The following is an 18,423-nucleotide window of genomic DNA, read 5'->3' as shown; positions in this document are numbered from 1 at the left end:
ACTTTTTCCTTAAAATGACCAAACTGAGAAGCACCATTCTGATTTCGAAAGATTCCTTTTTTATATTTTGCCTGACGGTTCTATTAACTGGCTGCCAACCTAAATTGAAATCCGGTTCTTTTGAGGCCGACCTTGACATACTAAAGAACATAAACGATATTCATGTGCTTCAAACCGAGAACGCCATGGTAGCCGTTTCTGGTAACCTACAAGGCCGTGTATTCACAAGTAGCTCCAAGGGATTAAAGGGAAAAAGTTACGGTTGGTTCAAAAGGAAAGCTATTTTAGACGGTAGTTTTAAGATACAATTCAGTGGTTTGGGAGGAGAAGATCGAATGTGGTTTGGACCACAGTACGGAAAGTACAACGTGTTCTTTAAAAAGGGCTCAACCTTCGAAGATGAACATATGCGGATGGCTCCCGACCTGGACACTTTAAGTTTCAAGGTTCTCTCGAAAAGTAAAAAAAAGGTAACAAGTGAAGGGTGCATGAAAATTAAGAACTATCAAGATTTTGTTTTTGATATTGAGGTGAGAAGAAGCGTTTCCATCATGGAAAAAAAGAAGATTGAAGAAAACCTAGCTATTTCATTGACTGAAAATATATCGTATGTTGGTTTTGAGACTGAAACCAAAATAACCAATGTCGGTTCAGAGAAATGGTCTAAAGAAAAGGGTCTCATTTCTATTTGGATTTTGGGATGCATAATTCCTACCGATAACACGGTTGCGATTATTCCAACCAGAGGTCGGATAGAAGGCGTTACAAACTATTTTACGCCGTTGTATGATTCAAGAATGCAAATCAAAGATAGAGTTGTCTACTACAAAGCCGATGCAAATTATTTGAATAAAATAGGAATACTTCCAGAAAATACCATTCCGGTTTTTGGAAGCTATTCCCCTGAAATGAATCTGCTTACGATTGTTGAATTTACTTTTGATGATAGTCCGCTATACATGAATTCTCAAAAAACCGAACAAATAGACCCTTATGGTGGCGATGTGATAAACATATTCAACGATGGCACTATCGCAACGGCTGGGCCATTTGGTCCATTTTATGAATTAGAGAGTTCTTCAAGTGCCAAAGAACTTGAAGTCGGTGCGGTTCAGACACACGTTAGTAAAACCTATCATTTTGAAGGAGACGAGGTTTATTTAGATGCCATAGCAGAAGCCATTCTAGGCGTTAAGTTATCGAATCGGGTAATTTTTTAGAAACAAGTTTACTTGAAATATTTCTTATCCTATTCAATGTCTGATGAAGTGAATTTTCGAAAGGGACACAAAACTTATTAAACAAACTAAATATTGTTTTGAGCTTGGACAAAATTCCCTCCTTTATTTTCAATAAATACTTATATATTTATTTCAGGCGAGGCTTTTACTGTAGGCGATTATAATAATGCCCGTAATCATACAGGCTAGACCGCCATAAAGAGCCATTCTAGCTTTAGACGAAGCTTTTACCCATTCTTTCGTAATCAGTCCGCTCACAATGGCCGTTGCAACCGCCGAAGTGTTGAAAATCGCATAGCCGACAGTGTTACCAGAAGCACCTAATTTCGAGGCGGCGTAACCAAAAAGTGCAGAGGCCGCATAATGGAAAACGGCCATAATCAAAATCAAAAAGAAATTCTTTGCGAATGCCGAAGTCCTAAAATCACCCCACGCTTTTTTTGCACTCAACTGCCATAAAAAGTATGCAGTCATGACAATGCCACCGCTGATGAATATGGGGAACATTACTGCAACTCCCGTAATCCAATCCGCGTTATTATAAGATTTCAAAGCATCTGTCAGATACGGAGCACCCGCCGCATTGGCATAACTAAAACCGGTAGCTAATAGCCCGCCGATTACAGCAATTAGGATTCCCGCCGCCACAGAGCCTTTCTTTTCAGTAGTTTCCGCTTGTTCTTGGCCAGCCTCATCTTTCTCACGTATTAGACCTGCCTTTCCATTTAGGATTACACCAATAAGAACGATTACGATACCTATTAAAATGAAGGTCAAGACATTGCTCGGGGGAAGGCCGTCAACCACAAAGGGCAACAGCGAACCAACCAAAATAACCGTTCCGATGAAAAGTGAAAATCCTAGTGAAAGTCCGATATGGTTGATGGCCTTGCTCCACATCATTACCCCTATACCCCAGAGGAAACTGGTCAGTCCCATCTTTATCCAGATATCGGTGGGCATATTTCCGAAGACATCGGAAAAACCGTCAATCAACGTTACCGAAGCGATTATCGGTACGACGAACATGGTCAACAAAAAGAAAAGACTCCACGTATTTTCATATTTAAAGTCCGTTGTGAATTTTTCGGGAAGGGCATAAAGGCCGAGCATCAAACCTGCGATAATGGCTAAAAATATTCCTGTGGTCATGGTTTCTAAATTTTATTGTTTTTATCCTGTCACATCGAGCGGAGTCGAGATGCCGTCAGAATTGGTCGTTGTTTGTTCTCGACTCCGCTCGAAATGACAGTTCGGTTAAGGGTTACCATTTGAATTTGAAAATGGTTGTACTTTCATATTTTTCACCTTTTCTAAGGATACTTTTTGGAGAATCGGGAATGTTGGGCCCGTTTGCATATCGATGTGCCTCGCAACAGAATCCGCGATACTTTCCATATTGTAATCCTGATTCGCGTTTGAGTTCATCGGAAGTATATTTTCCCGTATAGAAGAGCATCCCAGGCTCCGTCGTGGAGACTTCCAATGCTCTGCCACTTGTCGGTTCCCTGATTTCCACTACTTTTTCGAGCTCGAACCCCTTTTCTTCGAAGAGATAGAAATGTTCGAAACCATCGTCCATTGCTTGATGCACCTCTCCGATTACTTTTCCTTCTCGCAAGTCGTCTGGTTTACCTTCAACCGAAACATTTTCTCCCGTTGCGGCTCCGGTTGCATCCCAAACCTGTTTTGTGCCAGAATGAACCTGCGCCGTATGCTGCTCTACATTATCTGAAAATCCGGATAAATTGAAGTAGGTATGGTTGGTAATGGTAAAGGGCGTATCCGCATCTGTGGTCGCCTGATAATCCATTCGGATTTCGTTATCGTTGGTCAACGAAAATGTAACAGACACGTCCACGTTTCCAGGAAATCCTTCTTCCAAGTGTTTGCTTTGTAACGTCATTTCGATTTGTGAAACGTTTTCATCATAAGATTTTACGTTCCATATTTTCTTGTCAAAACCAACTTTTCCCCCGTGAAGATTATTCTCGCCTACAATTTTTGCCAATTCGTACACTTGTCCATTTAGGCTAAACTTGGCATCTTTGATTTGCGAGCAATAACGGCCCACAGTACCTCCAAAATAGGGCGCATTTGCTTGATATGCATCAGAGAAATAACTATCGAAAGTGTCAAAACCACATACGACCTCTGCAACTTCCCCATTCTTGTTGGGGACAATTATGGAAGTAATCGTAGCTCCGTAATTGGAAATTTTGACCGACATACCGTTGTCGTTTTGCAAGGTATATAGTTGGACTTCTTTGCCGTTATGTTCGCCGAAATGGGTTTGTGTAGTCCGCATCAACTTTTATTTTTGTTTGTAGGGATTCAATTTTTTCCAATCAAATTCGACTCCGATACCAGAAGTATCTGGGGCCACCGCTCGATGATTTTCAACGACCAAAGGTCTTTTGGTATATTGGTCAATCGGGAAACTATGTACCTCTAGCCATCCGGAATTCGGTTGCGCCGAGACCAAACTCACATGCAATTCCTGCATTCCATGAGAGCAAGCAGGAATATTATACTCGTTGGCCAATCGAGCTGCTTTCAACCAACCTGTTATTCCGCCGCAATTGGAAGCGTCGGGTTGCACGTAAGATAGTTTTGCCTGTTCCATAGCATATTCAAACTCATGAATGGTATGCAGGTTTTCTCCCATTGCCAAAGGAAAACCCGTGGCATCGGCTATTTTGGCAAATCCTTTATAGTTATCGGGAATAATCGGCTCTTCGAACCAAGTGATATCATATTGTCGAAACTTTTCGATAGCTTCAATGGCCTTATCCACAGTCATCGAATAATTGGCATCGACCATAAAGGTCACATCTGGACCAATATATTCGCGAACTGCTTTGATGCGCTCAATATCCTCATCAAGGTTTTCGCGACCGATTTTTATCTTAACGGCATTAAATCCTGCGGCCAAATAGCCTTCCATATTTTTCAACAACTTCGGAATGGGAAACTGTAAATCGATTCCCCCGCAATAGGCTTTGCAGGTATTTCCAGCACCACCTGCCATTTTCCACAGGGGTTGATTTGCTTTTTTGCACTTGATATCCCACAGGGCAATATCAATGGTGGAAACCGCAAATGAAACGATTCCGCCACGACCCACATAGTGCATGTGCCATTCCATGAAATCATAAATTCCGTCAATATCGTCGCCATTTTTTCCAATCAAGGCAGGAGCAATGTCATGGTCGACCATTGCTTTTATAGAATGGCCGCCCTTGCCTCCCGTATAGGTGTAACCCGTTCCATGAGTGCCATCATCCAAAGTGACGGTGGTTGTTACCAATTCAAAATGGGTATGGTCGCCGTGTTTGGCATCGTTCATTACCTCAGGCAATGGCACCCTGAACAAGGTACAGTCAATGGTCTTTATTCGTGAACCCATTTAGGCTTTGTGTCTGATATAAAAGGTCTTTTTCTCCAAGTATTGTTCGAAGCCGTATTTGCCATCTTCACCTCCGCTTCCCGATAATTTATATCCGTTATGAAAACCTTGGTGCTGTTCACCATGACCTCGATTTACATAGATTTCTCCATATTCGAGTTCGTCATTACATTTCATAATGGTATTCATATCATTGGTGAACACCATAGCCGCCAAGCCATATTCACAATCATTGGCGTAACCAACTACTTCATCAAAAGTCTTAAATTTCAAGACTGGTAAGATAGGTCCGAATGATTCTTCGTGAACAATGGTCATATCTTGAGTAACATCTGTAAGAACGGTTGGTTCAAACCAATACCCCTTTTCAAATTGAGAACCTTCTGGGCGTTTACCACCGGTAGCAAGTGTTGCTCCCTCTTTCAAACTCACTTCAACCAAATGCTCCATATGTTTTAATTCGGATGCGTTGACTTTTGGTCCCATATCTGTTTCTTCCATCATGGGGTCACCCACTTTTAGGGCTTTGGTCTTGGCAATGAATTTTTCCATAAACGTATCATAGATTTCTTCGTGCACATACATTCTTTCGTTACAGGTGCATACTTGTCCGCAATTGTCAAAACGGGAATGCAAAGCGGCATCCACGGCAGCATCAATATCGGCATCTTCGAAGACAATGAAGGGTGCCTTTCCCCCCAATTCCAATTGTACATGTGTTAGATTTTGAGCGGCGTTCCGCGCAATTTGTTGCCCTACTGGAGTAGACCCGGTCATGGTGACCATTTTTGTAATAGGATTTTCCACAAGGGCATTACCCATAGCCCTGCCTGGCCCTGTGAGTATGTTTAGTACTCCATCAGGAAGCCCTGCTTTTTTAGCCAAATTTCCAAGTTCTAAAGTTGCCAAGGGAGTTTCTGAAGTAGGCTTGATGACCACCGTATTTCCTGCAACTAATGCAGGGCCTATTTTGCGACCGGCCAATGCCAATGGGAAATTCCAAGCTGTAATTGCCACGACAACGCCACGGGGTATCTTTTGAATCCAGATTTGTTCATTGGGATTGTCCGAAGGAATAATATCTCCTTCAATTCGGCGCGCTCCTTCGCAAGCATATTCAATAAAGGAAGCCGTTACCGCTACTTCCATTTTGGCAACCTTCAAGAGTTTGCCTTGTTCCTTGACCAAAAGCTCGGCCAATGCATCGGCATTCGCCTTAATCTCATCAACCAATTTGTATAGTATTTCAGCACGTTGACGTGCTGGTAATTTTTTCCATGATTTTTGGGCAAGTTCTGCCGCTTCTAAGGCCATTTGTGCTTCCTCCACCGTTCCGTTTTGTACTCGTGCCACGATTTCTTCTGTGGACGGATTGACCACGTCTATGGTTTCACCAGAAGTTGATGTAATCCATTTTCCGTCTATGAATAATTGATATTCCTTTATATCTGCCATAATGCTCTAATTATGAATTTGATTTGATATTTCTAACTATATCCTACTTCGTATCTTCAAAATGGAAACCGAGTTATCGTCCCATCCAACCCCCATCGACAAGCATCGTACCACCGTGCATGTAGTTTGAAGCTTCCGAACAAAGGAAGACGATAGGTCCTTGAAAATCTTCTGGTTGCCCCCAACGACCTGCCGGAATTCGTGCTAAAATGGCCTCGTTTCGTTCTAGATTGTTTCGTAGGGCTTCGGTATTATCTGTACTGATATATCCCGGTGCAATGGCATTTACGTTTACACCCTTGCCCGCCCATTCGTTGGCAAAGGCCATGGTCATTTGACCTATCGCACCTTTACTGGCCGCATAACCTGGAACCGTGATTCCACCTTGGAAGGTGAGTAGGGAGGCGGTAAAAACGATTTTACCAGCTCCTCTAGCCACCATTTCTTTACCGAGTTCACGAGTCAGCACAAACTGTGCTGTTTGATTCACTTCGATAACCTTATCCCAATATTCATCGGAATGCTCTACCGCCGGGGCTCTTAGAATAGTGCCCGCATTATTTACCAGAATATCGATTTTAGGAAAATCATCTTTTACCTGTTTAATAAATGCATAAAGGGAATCGCGATTTCCAAAATCGCACTGATAAGCCTTGAACTTACGGCCGATACCTTCGACTTCTTGTTCTACTATACTTCCATGCAGTTCTAAAGATGCACTCACGCCGATAATATCTGCCCCAGCTTCTGCTAATGCAACGGCCATACCTTTACCGATTCCTCTTTTACATCCTGTCACCAAGGCTGTTTTTCCTTTTAGGCTAAATTGATTCAATATGCTCATTGTGTTCTGTTGTTGTGTTTTAATATTAAGCCTGACAATCCATCAATACTTTCATTCCATCGGGATTATTATCTATATTTTCGAAAACATTTTGAATATTGCTTAAAGGTTGCACGTCGGTTATCATCTCTTCAAAAGGAAGTTCATTCTTTGTTATAAGTTCAATGGCTCTTTCATAGTCTTCTTTCTCATAAACACGTGCCCCAATGAGTTTCAGTTCTTTCCAAAAGAATTTAAACAGGTCGATTTCTTTCTTTTGCCCATGGATGGCTACCATTAAAATCCGTCCTCTAATTCCAGCTACTTCGGTCATTACATCTAATGCAGGCTGAACGCCAGCAACTTCAAAAACCACATCGGCTCTGCGGCCCTCGGTTTGTTCTTTGACATATTCCACCAAATCCAATTTCAACGGATTTACCGCATTTAACCCCAATTCTTTTGCTTTTGCAATTCGATTTTCGTTGACCTCCGAGACAATTACCTTGGCACCAGTTTCCTTTGCGACCATGGCGACTAAGAGTCCGATGGGACCTCCTCCCAATACAACAGCTGTTTCGTCAGCCTGAAGTTCGCTTAATCGTACATCGTGCACGGCAACTGAAAGAGGCTCTATCAAAGCGGCTAATTTTAAATCCGTTTCATCTTTCAATTTATGAAGTGTAAAGGCCGGAACATTCCAATATTGCTGCATGGATCCAGGGCTGTCGATTCCAATGAACTTTAAATCTTCACAAATATGGTTGAAACCTTTGTCCGAGGGTTTTACACCTCTATCATCCAAAGGTCGTACCACCACTTTTTGACCAACTGAAAACCCTGAGACCCCATCCCCAATTGCATCAATGGTGCCTGACATTTCATGGCCAATAGTCACGGGAATGCTTACGCGTTTGTCCATCATACCATGGTAAATATGAACATCGGTTCCGCAAACTCCGCTGTATGCTACCTTAATTCTAACTTCATCGCTAGCAGGGTCTTCGACTTCTTTTTCAACTACCGAAAAAGTCTTTTTTCCCTCGTAAATGGTTGCTTTCATTATTCTTGAATTATGAATCTTATTTCCTTATTTTTTTTCGCCTTTGGCTACATGAGTGGTTTTTCTTCTTGAAGAGAACCTCATGATACTTTGGTAATCAGCACTATTATAAACATGGGTCAAGCCCCAACGCAGAATTTCGGTTGGTTCTTTTTCCGTATCCGCAGTTCGATTCAAGCCGATTGCATGTGCATTTACCCCCGGAATTACGGACATAATCTCAAAATTGATTCCGTCAGGTGCCCATTGAATCGTGTTTTTCTCTGGCCCATCTGTAGTAATCAGCGAGGCGATTCCACCGTTGTAAGGCCAAACACATATTTCGTGTCCACTGTTACTAATGGGGTTATATTTGGATTTTACATAAGGCCCTTCAGGTTTGTCCGCAATAGCGACCCCGTGACGAATTTGTCTTCCACCAAAAGTGATTGCCTCACCCATTTGTTCACCTTTGTAATAGAGATAGAACTTTCCTTTATAAGGTAGGATGCATGGGTCATGTACCTTATGGCTATCAAAATCACCTTTCTTTTCTACCATAAAGCGATTCTGTTCCTCGCCTTTCCAAATTCCATTATCCGCCGGGCGCAATATAGGTTCTTCGCTTTTCGTCCAAGGTCCGTTCGGCGAATCTGACCATGCTAAACCAACTGTATTTTTAACCCGCACATTGTAAGGAGATTTGACCGCCTGGTAGCAGAGGTAATATTTATCTTCCCACTTCATGATTTCCACAGTGAAAACCGAACGATCGTCATAAGCACCTTTTTCTCCCCGTGCCACGGCAAGACCTTCTTCTTTCCATGTCCATCCATCTTCAGAAGTGGCATACCAAATATCACAGCGATCCCAAGGAAAAACTTTATCATTTTCGATATCGCCACCAAAACCTTGTGTTGGTCCCGTACTTCTGGTATACCATACATAATACTTACCATTTTCCCTTATAATGGCACTTGGGTCTCGCCTGACCACGCCTTCTTCGTAAGCCAGATCCCCTTTTAGGGGTTGAAGCTGGTCAAATTGAATGAACCATTCGTTACCTAAATCTGTCGGCCATTTCAGCGCGCGCTTGGAAGCTGCACTTAAATACTCCGGATTTGTAATACCGAGATGGTCTATTTGTTCATCACTTATACTTGTACTTTCCGAATCGGAACTTATCTCTGTTGTTTCCGAATCGGACGAAGAAACACAAGATAGTAGAAGAAATATAATGGAGAGATTCAAAATAAAACTTAGTTTTTTAATAGCGTAATTCATGATTCTATTTTAGGGTAAATATAAATTTTTACTTCTGGCCATGAAACTTGATGGAGATTTCCCAAACAACTTCCGAAAACATTTACTAAAATAATTGGGGTCTGAAAAACCAACTTGGTAGGCGACCTCCGCAATGCGCAACTGTCCCATTTCCAATAAATGTAATGCGCGCTCCAATCGTATTTTTTTCATGAAAGCTTGGGGTGCCTGTCCTGTCAAATTTTTGAGCTTTCTAAATAAGGTAGATCGGCTAACATTCATATCGTACGATAAATTATCAACCCAATAGTTATCGTTAGACATATTGTCTTCTATAAGATTAAATATTTTATCCAGAAAATCATTTTCCATTGAATTCGATATGCTTATCCCTGAAGAGATTGTCGTTTTGAACTCGTTGGAACCATGCAGGGCATCAACCGAAAGAATAAGTTTTTGGATGTCTTCCTTCGACAACTTTATACTTATCTTTTTTGAAAAAAAAATGGCATCGGGCTGAATATCAGTTTCACCATCCAAATCATATAAAGAATTCGAGACTTCTGGCGAGTCATCTAATTCTTCGGGAATACCACAGTGAATATTAATAAGATGCTCGCCATAGTCAATATAATTTATTTCTAGTTGAAGTTCTTCCAACGTAGGTTGTAACCTTTGGCTAGCTGTCATAACGGAAGTATCGGCGCTTCCAAAGCTGTATTTATTTATTTGGTTCATATATGAAAATAGTTTCCTATATGAACCAAATATATAAAAAAATAACTTCCAATATGGAATTAGATGTATTTTATTGTTTTACATTGGGAATCTTCTAAAAAATAGAGTGTAAAATCGATATAATTCAGATTATCCTTTTCCGTTTAAGTCACGGCAGGGGAGGTAAGCAATTTATTGCTTACCTCATTTACACTATTTACTCTTTAGATGTTAAACAGTTTGGATCGAGAAGCTTCGTTATAGACGAAAAAAGGCCAAGATATGGACTAGTATGTTCATCTACACTTGTGACAGATAACCGATTTTTGCCGAAATTCTCATCGCATATTTAATTACGATCGCACCGTTCGATGCAAATTGCTCGGCAGGCAGTCTTCCATCAGGTCCTGTAATCCATAGTGCGGCTATGGGATGTCCCTGCTCATCAAAAATGGGTGCTCCGACACAATTGATGCCTTGAATGTCTTCTCCATTATCAATGGCATACCCTTTCTCCCTTACCTCCTGAAGATTGGTAACAAGGTCCTTTTTCGAGACAATTGTATTTTTGGTAAACTTAGTCAGTTTTTGGTTTTTCAGGATTTTATTCCGTTCCTCGTCAGGAAGAAATGCTAATATACATTTACCACCAACAGAACTGTGGAGGTCGAACTGTGTGCCTGGTTCAACAAAAAGTTTTACTGGATAGGTAGATGGCACTTGTTCTAAAATAGTGCCTTTTGATCCCAAAATGATACCTAACATTACGGACTCTTTCGTCTTATCCCTCAGAGCGCGCATTACGTCGATCGAATTCTCTACGATGCTTTGCTCGTTCATTGAAGATACCCCCAAGGTGAGCATTTTTCTGGTCAGCGTTATTTTCTTAGTGGTTTCATTTTTCTGAAGGTAATTTTTGAATATCAAGGTACTGACAATACGGAAAGCGCTGGATTTCGTTACGGAAAGGTTTTTCATGATTTCGGCCAAGGTCAAACCTTTAGGTTGGGTAGAGAGCAGTTCCATTATCAACAATGCTCTTTCTAGATTAGGAACATTATAGTTAGACTTCAAATTTTCTTTCGCTTTGTTCATCAGGTATCTTTAATGCCGGCTAATTTAACATTATTTATGTTACCTCAGAAATATGCAAAGCATCAAAGAAGCCAAGCACATTTAATAGATGTCTGGTAATTAACAGTCTTATTACACTTTTTAAAACTTAAAAATAGCTACTTGAATTCTATGGAATTACTTCAACTTAAGCTGTTCTATTTTTAAATTTTCAGTACCACGAATGGCTTCATAAGCTGCAATCATTTCTTGAAGTTTTTCTGGATTGCTTTTGGCAAGATTATTTTGCTGACCAATATCTTCCTTTAAATTGTACAAAAGATATTCATCGGAATTCGCTAATTCAATGTTGACTTGTTTGTTAATCGCAGGACCTTCGTAGGGTGGTATCATCGCCCAATCGCCTTTTCGAAATGCGGTTCGTGAGGTGGCTTCGATGACCATTTCATCGCGTCCAGCAGTACTTTTACCAAGGAACAAATCCAATAATTCCATGCTATCTTCAGTACTTTCGCCACTATCGACCAAGGCAGCTAGCGATGAAAATAAGTCCAATTGGGAGACCATGGCATCGGATACTCCTGGACTGATTTTACCTTTCCAATAGGTGAAGAACGGAACCCGTGTTCCAGCTTCGAACAGACTATATTTACCTCCTCTGAGGGCACCTGCAGGTTTGTGATTTCCTAGTTTTTCTTCTGAATCATCATAGTATCCATCATTTACTACAGGTCCGTTATCACTTGAAAAAACAATAAGCGTGTTTCCCAACAATCCTTCCGATTCCAAGGTTTTAACAAACTCGCCTACCATCCAGTCCGCTTCAACAATGACATCTCCTCTTGGACCCATTCCGGAAGAACCGACAAAGCGAGCATTAGGTGTTCGTGGCACGTGCGGTTGTTGCAAAGCATAGTATAGGAAAAATGGTTCGTCTTTGTGTTTTTTGACATAGTCTTGGGCATCTGCCAAAAAGTAGTCTGCCATATCTTCATCTACCCATTTGGCTGCTTCACCACCTTTCATAAATCCGATACGGGGAATGCCGTTTACAATGCTATTGTTATGCCCATGATGCCATTTCATTTTCAATAGTTCAGGATTTTCCAAGCCCGTTGGCTCTCCTTCAAAGTTTTCTTTGTAATTGACTTCAATCGGGTCATTTGGGTCAAGGTTCACCACATGTCCATTCTCAATGTATACCGTTGGAACCCTATCCTGCGTAGCGGCTAAAATATGGCTGTAATCGAAACCAACCTCATTAGGGCCAGGGCTAATACGTTCGTTCCAATTAACATTTCCAGTTCCCAAACCTAAATGCCATTTTCCAACAATACCTGTGTGATAGCCCTGCTTTTTCAACATTTTGGGGATTGTAATTTGCGCAGTGTCGATTATCAAAGGTGCCGTCCCCGGAAGTATTTTCGCGCTTTTATTGCGCCAAGGATAAACTCCGGTCAATAATGCATATCTGCTAGGTGTACAAGTAGCTGAGGTAGCATACCCATTCGTAAACCGCATACCACCATTTGCCAATTTATCTAGATTGGGCGTCTTTAATTCGGTAGCACCATAAGCACCGAGTTCACCATAACCGAGGTCATCCGCGTAAATGATAACGATATTCGGTTTTACTTTTTCTTCGGATGTGGTAACAGTTTTTTGCTGTTCTTTACAAGATGCAAATAAAAGAATGTAAGCAGTTACGTAGTAATAAAATTTCCTCATAATTATCTAGCTTATATTTTGTTCTCGTTGATAAATTCGATGCGTCTTCGGACCAAATCGCCTTCTTTTTCAAGCCATTCCGGCGGAAATATCGATTTTGGGATATTGATTTCAAAACCAGGCCGAACCGTTTCGATCAATGCTATACTGTTCAGAATTAAATTGGTCTCGGTTTCGGATTTGGCATTTTTTATTATTTCCAGCAACAGGTCATTTGGCACGTTCTGCTCATGTAGCATTAAAAATTCGGCGGCCCTTATTCGAACCAAGTTGTTCTTATCGTATTTGGAAAGCTGCACGCCCATCTTGAAAAACGGATAGGATTCTTTTCCAAAAGAACTGCACACAATCAAACCCCAATATCTTTTCCAAGGGTCGTCAGAATTCAAAGCGTTTTCGATATCCATTTTAGCCTCATCGAAAAGTTTTAGACTCAAATCAGCAATATCAATCAATTCAGCAATCTCAATTTTGTTTTCCTGACCAAATACAACCGGATTGGAGAGTCCCGCCTCAATGAAATAAGGCTCCGGGTAAAAACTTAAATCGGGCATTGACTTAACTTGTTGCTGCAAATTTGAACGCAGTTCCAACAAAGTTGATTGATGAGATGGCTCAGCCGCCAAATTATGAATTTCGTGTGGGTCATTTTCCATATCGTATAATGCTTCGGGAGATCGCGCCTTGAAAAACTGTTCTTGCGCTTCATTTAACTTTCCTTCATCAAAGAGTTGCTGCCATTCTTTATAGGCCAACATTTTGTATCGATAAAAATTAAAAAGACCATCAATAGTAAACGGTTGGTAATTTCTGATGTACTTGTATTTTCCTTTTCGGATGGAACGCGCCAGATCATATTTTTCATCAAAGCGGTCCGCATAGCCGAATGTTGTATTTCTCCCAGCAGGATTTTCATTGCTTACGGTTTCCCCAAGAAAGGCCTTGCCATCAATTTGTTCTGGAACCTCGACTCCTGCAAGATTCAAGACCGTTGGGGCCAAATCAATAAATTGAACAAAAGCATCGGTTCTGGTTCCCATTTTTAACGGGGATAAATGTTTCCATTTTTCTGGGACATACACTACCATAGGCACATTCAGACCACTCTCATAAATGTATCCTTTGCTTCTGGGTAAGACACCGCCATGATCGCCGTAATAGAACACAATGGTGTTTTCCATAAGTCCATCTTCTTCCAATTGATTGATAAATTCCCCGATTTCAGCATCCACTTTTTGATTTAAATCGCGATAGTAGGCATTTGTATATCGAAAAGTTGGTGTGTCAGGATGATAGGGAAATAGCGGAACATTTTCAGTCGAAGTTCTAGTGGACATACTATCCATTTGATTTTTTGAAAAATGCAATTGACCTTCATGGGTAGCCCCAAAATTCTGTACGTGAAAAAAGGGTTGCCCTGCCTTTCGATTCTTGTAGGTAGCTTCTCTTGAAGAGTCGTCCCAGACACTGTCGGATTTTACAAAATTGTAATCTTCCTTTGCATTGTTCGAAGTATAGTATCCCGCCGCTCGAAGATATTCCGGAAACATTTTGAGACCATCCGGCAGTGGAGCGAATTTCATTCTGCGATGGTATTGCGTTCCAACTCGCGGAGCGTAACAGCCTGAAATGATTGTGCTTCTAGCCACTGAACATACCGGCGCATTCGAAAAAGCATTGTTAAAGACGATTCCCTTTTCGGCTAAAGCTTCGATATTCGGCATCGGTGCCCCACCTTCTTCATATAATTTCAGAAAGTGCTTTGAATTATCCTCGCTGACAAGCCATACGATATTCGGCGTTTTTTGTTCTTTTGCCGTAATCTTTGATTCTTCTTTACAGGCAATAAAAGTGCTCAAAGAAAAAAGCAAAACAAAACTTAATAATGGTACTTTAAAATGTCTCATATAGTTCGTGCTCAAATTCCGATTAATCCAAATATAATTTCAGCTCCCTTAAATTACGTATTTGTGCGTACATAATCTGTATACTTGACAGATGACTTAAAACAAATAAGGATTGCCGTTTAGACAATCCTGACTTTACTTTTATAATAAGTCTAAACTTTATCTCACTACACGTCCCGAAGCATTACCGCCCATTAATCGTTCTACTTCCGCGCGTGTGGAATAATTGAAATCTCCCTTTATAGAATGCTTTAAGCAAGACGCTGCCACTGCATAGTTGACCGCAGTTTGTGTCTTTTTGTGTAGTTCGGGAGTGGTCAGTGCAAAAATCAATCCGCCGGCAAAGGAATCTCCACCGCCAACACGGTCGACGATGTTCTTTATTTGATACGGATTGTAATTTCCATCTTCGTCCAACGGTGCGAAAAATGGTGAATCGGTAGCTGCATCAAAAAGCATCGCTCCCCAATTGTTATGGCTTGCGGAAAGACTTTCCCGAAGCGTAATAGCAACTTTACTCACATTCGGAAATTGCTCAATTACTTGGCGTGCCACATCTGGGTATCTCGAAGTATCAAGAGTTCCGGAATGTACATCGGTATCACCCGCTTGTATTCCCAATACGTCATGGCAGTCTTCTTCATTTCCTACCACCACATCGATGAAAGGCAAAATTTCGCGCATGGTCTTTTGGGCCAAATCTTTGGCCGAATAATTCGAATCCCAATTCCAAAGCTTTCCCCTAAAATTTAAATCAATGGAAACCGAAGCTCCTGCCTCTTTTGCTTTTTGAGCCGCAACCAAGGTGGCCTCGGCTGCAGTTTTGGATAGGGCAGGGGTAATACCACTCAAATGCAACCATTGCGCATCCTTGAAAATATTATCCCAATCATAGGCACTCGCAGGAGTAATCGATATGGCAGAATCGGCACGATCATATACCACATTGCTCGGCCGCTGATTGGCGCCCGTCTCCAAAAAGTAGAGGCCGAGGCGGCCTTCATCCGTGCGTACTATGAAATCGGTGTCGATACCGACCGCTCGAACGGAGTCCATCGTAGCTTCTGCCAGGGCATGTTTTGGCAGTGCTGTAATGTAGCGGGCTTTACCCCCAAAGTTACAGATAGAGGTTGCTACGCTGGCTTCGGCGCCTGCATAGGTAACTTCAAATTCCCGTGTTTGTCTTAAACGCAAATTTCCCGGGGAGGCGAAACGGCCCATTATTTCTCCAAAGGTTACGACTTTTTTCATTTTCTATTCTATGTTTTTTATGGAATTGGTATTTGATTGAGGTAACTATTTTATTTGCCCTGTATTTGATTAATCAATGTTCGAATTTCTTTTGCGTTGTTGGTTATGGTCTCCCAGTCTTCCGATTGTATCAAAGACCTTTTGGCAATCCATGTGCCGCCTATCGCAGTGATTAAAGGAGATTGGAGATAAGAGCCCGCATTCTCTAAGCTGCACCCACCGAGGGGAATAAATTTTAATCCCAAATGGTTGTAGGGAGCCGACATGCTTTCCAAATGTTTCATTCCGCCAGAGGTTTGAGCCGGGAAAAACTTTAAAATGCGACAACCCTGTTCAACGGCTATTTCAATATCGGTCGGGGTCATTATTCCTGGAGCGAAATCCAATCCTTGTCTTCTCGCTTCGGCAATTATCTTCGGATTGCAACCTGGTGAAACGGCAAAATCCGCGCCTACTTCCACCACCGCTTTCACTTGGTCAATGGTCAAAACCGTTCCAAAACCCAACGTAATTTCCGGGACTTCCTTTTTGATCGCTTTGGCAGCATCCAAAGCCGCTGGAGTACGAAGTGTTAGTTCTATACTATCCACACCACCTTTAAGAAGTGCTTTAGCCAATGGAACTGCATGTTTTACTTCGTCGACAATAAGAACGGCAATGATAGCTGCATCATCTAATTTTTGAATTAATTTTGGCGACATCGCCTTTTGTTCGATTGGTTGCATACCTGTATTTTAGTTTTCAATTACAAATTTATTACCAAATCATGATTTAGCTACTTTCATTACTCAACAAAAACTGAATCTTACCCCCTTTTGACTTGAAAATACCTAAAGCGCCATCGATATTCGTTTTTTGACCGGAAAATCACCCAAAACTAAATATGAAGTCGCCTTCGACCAACCAATACTAATTACCCATTTGAAAGTTAGGAACATAATTCCCGACGATTCACATTCCTTAACCTTTGAAACAGTATATTAGTTCAAATTCTTTGTTAATTGCCAATTCCCACCCACGTGAAATCGGTTGACCCTTTTTACCAATACAGAACTTAGAACCTCTCTTTCCGAAAATTTTAATTGAAGTTTCATCGTCTTTCATGTCAGGGAAAAAAATAGGTTACCCAAGTATTGTTACCACAAGAAATCAAAAGTATAAAAATGAGTTTTTTGGTGTGTTCTCTATAAAATTTAGTTAAATACTCTAACCATTTCGTCAGTAATAGGATGTATTTTTAACCTTCGCAGAATTATACTTCCATAAAATTATTGGGCTTAAGTTCTATAGAAGAATTAGCTAATTTTAATTTATCTAAACGTTGATTCGATTTAATAAACTTCGTTGCAACTACATAAGCCCTGGAATTATTTATGGCGTCTACCGACAAAAGCCTGTCTCCGTTAAAATACCAAATTGAAAAGCAAGGTTGTTCTTTTTCTTCGGTTCGGATAACTATATTGTCATAACCATTCGAAAGCCCCACAATCTGTAATTTTATGTTGTATTGGTCAGACCAAAACCACGGTATGGCATTATAGACTACCTCTTTTCCACAAATGGCCGCCGCGGCGACTTTCGCTTGGTCAACAGCATTTTGAACGGACTCTAATCGAACGAATCTATCATAATGTGGATTGTGATGAAAGGTACAATCGCCAATAGCATAAATACTTTCATTACTGGCTTTTGCCGTGGAATCTACTTTGATTCCGTTTTGGATAGTGAGTCCGGCTTTTTCTGCGAGTTCCGTATTGACTAAAATTCCAACGCCAATAATTATAATATCCGCAGGATAAGATAATCCATCAGAACAAACTATTTTATGGTAATCATTATCAATTTCTAAAGAGCTAATATTTTTTCCAGTCAAAACTTCAACCCCATTTTTGACATGCAGCTCATGAAAGAAATACGATATTTCAGGAGCGGTCACACGGGCTAAAATCCGTTCTTCTCTTTCCAAAATGGTAACATCCGAACCTAACTTTTTTAGGGAGGCCGCAATCTCCAAACCTATATATCCTCCTCCAATAACCACCACTTTTTTCTTTGGATTTTTTCCTAGAGCTTTTCGGATGCCTTCTACATCGGCAGCTGTTCTAAGGCGAAAAACATTTTTGGCGGTATCAAAGCCTGGAATCGGTGGCATAATCGGTCGAGCTCCCGTAGCTAAAACCAACTTGTCGTAGGTTTGAACCGAACCATCACTCAATTTTAATTCTTTTGCAGTAACATCAATGGAAGCTATCTTCGTATTCAGATGCAACTTAATGTTATCGCGTTCGTAACTTTCTTTGGATTTCAAAGGTGTGGCGGACATACCTCGGTCATCCGTCAAATAGGTTTTCGACAAAGGAGGTCTGTGATATGGCAATTCGGGGTCTGCATCGTACATAATGATTTGACCATCCCAACCGTCCTGACGTAGGGCGAAGGCAAAGTTGACACCGGCATGGCTTGCGCCAACAACCACACATATATCCTGACTCTTTAAATTATCGGACATCAAA

General features: G+C 41.1%; 15 protein-coding genes. 1 reads left to right on the top strand and 14 read right to left on the bottom strand.

Annotated features, from left to right (window positions below):
- The first annotated feature begins 14 nt into the window (after positions 1-14).
- Positions 15-1,220 carry a DUF6786 family protein gene (locus tag DZC72_RS12970; RefSeq protein WP_125223337.1) on the top strand — a complete coding sequence of 402 codons (1,206 nt, stop codon included), beginning with the start codon at positions 15-17 and terminating at the stop codon, positions 1,218-1,220.
- A gap of 153 nt (positions 1,221-1,373) precedes the next feature.
- Here DZC72_RS12970 and DZC72_RS12965 read toward each other — a convergent pair whose 3' ends face one another.
- The 14 genes from DZC72_RS12965 to DZC72_RS12900 all read right to left on the bottom strand — a co-directional run bounded on the left by DZC72_RS12965 (position 1,374) and on the right by DZC72_RS12900 (position 18,419).
- Positions 1,374-2,393, bottom strand: coding sequence for an L-rhamnose/proton symporter RhaT (locus DZC72_RS12965; protein WP_125223336.1), 1,020 nt, complete (start codon positions 2,391-2,393; stop codon positions 1,374-1,376).
- Positions 2,394-2,505: 112 nt separating this feature from the next.
- Positions 2,506-3,549 (bottom strand): aldose epimerase family protein, encoded by a 1,044-nt coding sequence (locus DZC72_RS12960; protein ID WP_125223335.1) that lies wholly within the window; start codon positions 3,547-3,549, stop codon positions 2,506-2,508.
- A gap of 6 nt (positions 3,550-3,555) precedes the next feature.
- Entirely contained in the window at positions 3,556-4,650 is a 1,095-nt protein-coding gene (locus tag DZC72_RS12955; RefSeq protein ID WP_125223334.1) for a mandelate racemase/muconate lactonizing enzyme family protein, read from the bottom strand.
- A complete protein-coding gene (gene aldA, locus DZC72_RS12950; protein ID WP_125223333.1) occupies positions 4,651-6,105 on the bottom strand; it encodes an aldehyde dehydrogenase in 1,455 nt (484 codons plus the stop codon). It lies immediately after the preceding gene.
- A 73-nt stretch (positions 6,106-6,178) separates the two neighbouring features.
- The gene (locus tag DZC72_RS12945; RefSeq protein ID WP_207891757.1) at positions 6,179-6,943 is read right to left on the bottom strand and encodes an SDR family oxidoreductase; all 765 of its coding nucleotides are present in this window, start codon (positions 6,941-6,943) and stop codon (positions 6,179-6,181) included.
- Positions 6,944-6,974: 31 nt separating this feature from the next.
- The gene (locus DZC72_RS12940; protein WP_125223331.1) at positions 6,975-7,991 is read right to left on the bottom strand and encodes a zinc-dependent alcohol dehydrogenase; all 1,017 of its coding nucleotides are present in this window, start codon (positions 7,989-7,991) and stop codon (positions 6,975-6,977) included.
- A gap of 27 nt (positions 7,992-8,018) precedes the next feature.
- Positions 8,019-9,254 carry a glycoside hydrolase family 117 protein gene (locus DZC72_RS12935; RefSeq protein WP_125223330.1) on the bottom strand — a complete coding sequence of 412 codons (1,236 nt, stop codon included), beginning with the start codon at positions 9,252-9,254 and terminating at the stop codon, positions 8,019-8,021.
- A gap of 9 nt (positions 9,255-9,263) precedes the next feature.
- Entirely contained in the window at positions 9,264-9,971 is a 708-nt protein-coding gene (locus tag DZC72_RS12930) for a helix-turn-helix domain-containing protein (RefSeq protein WP_125223329.1), read from the bottom strand.
- A gap of 279 nt (positions 9,972-10,250) precedes the next feature.
- Complete coding sequence (locus tag DZC72_RS12925) at positions 10,251-11,045, bottom strand: IclR family transcriptional regulator (RefSeq protein ID WP_125223328.1); 795 nt, start codon at positions 11,043-11,045, stop codon at positions 10,251-10,253.
- Between the two features lie 156 nt (positions 11,046-11,201).
- Positions 11,202-12,752 (bottom strand): sulfatase family protein, encoded by a 1,551-nt coding sequence (locus DZC72_RS12920; RefSeq protein ID WP_125223327.1) that lies wholly within the window; start codon positions 12,750-12,752, stop codon positions 11,202-11,204.
- An 11-nt stretch (positions 12,753-12,763) separates the two neighbouring features.
- Positions 12,764-14,659 (bottom strand): sulfatase family protein, encoded by a 1,896-nt coding sequence (locus tag DZC72_RS12915; protein ID WP_125223326.1) that lies wholly within the window; start codon positions 14,657-14,659, stop codon positions 12,764-12,766.
- Between the two features lie 159 nt (positions 14,660-14,818).
- Entirely contained in the window at positions 14,819-15,910 is a 1,092-nt protein-coding gene (locus DZC72_RS12910; RefSeq protein ID WP_125223325.1) for a sugar kinase, read from the bottom strand.
- Positions 15,911-15,960: 50 nt separating this feature from the next.
- The gene (locus DZC72_RS12905) at positions 15,961-16,635 is read right to left on the bottom strand and encodes a bifunctional 4-hydroxy-2-oxoglutarate aldolase/2-dehydro-3-deoxy-phosphogluconate aldolase (RefSeq protein ID WP_207891747.1); all 675 of its coding nucleotides are present in this window, start codon (positions 16,633-16,635) and stop codon (positions 15,961-15,963) included.
- A 527-nt stretch (positions 16,636-17,162) separates the two neighbouring features.
- Positions 17,163-18,419, bottom strand: coding sequence for an NAD(P)/FAD-dependent oxidoreductase (locus DZC72_RS12900; protein ID WP_125223324.1), 1,257 nt, complete (start codon positions 18,417-18,419; stop codon positions 17,163-17,165).
- Between the last annotated feature and the right edge of the window lie 4 nt (positions 18,420-18,423).

Source organism: Maribacter algicola (assembly GCF_003933245.1).
Lineage (GTDB): Bacteria > Bacteroidota > Bacteroidia > Flavobacteriales > Flavobacteriaceae > Maribacter > Maribacter algicola.
Note: the sequence above shows the minus strand (reverse complement) of the source record. Positions and strands in the feature narration are given on the sequence as shown.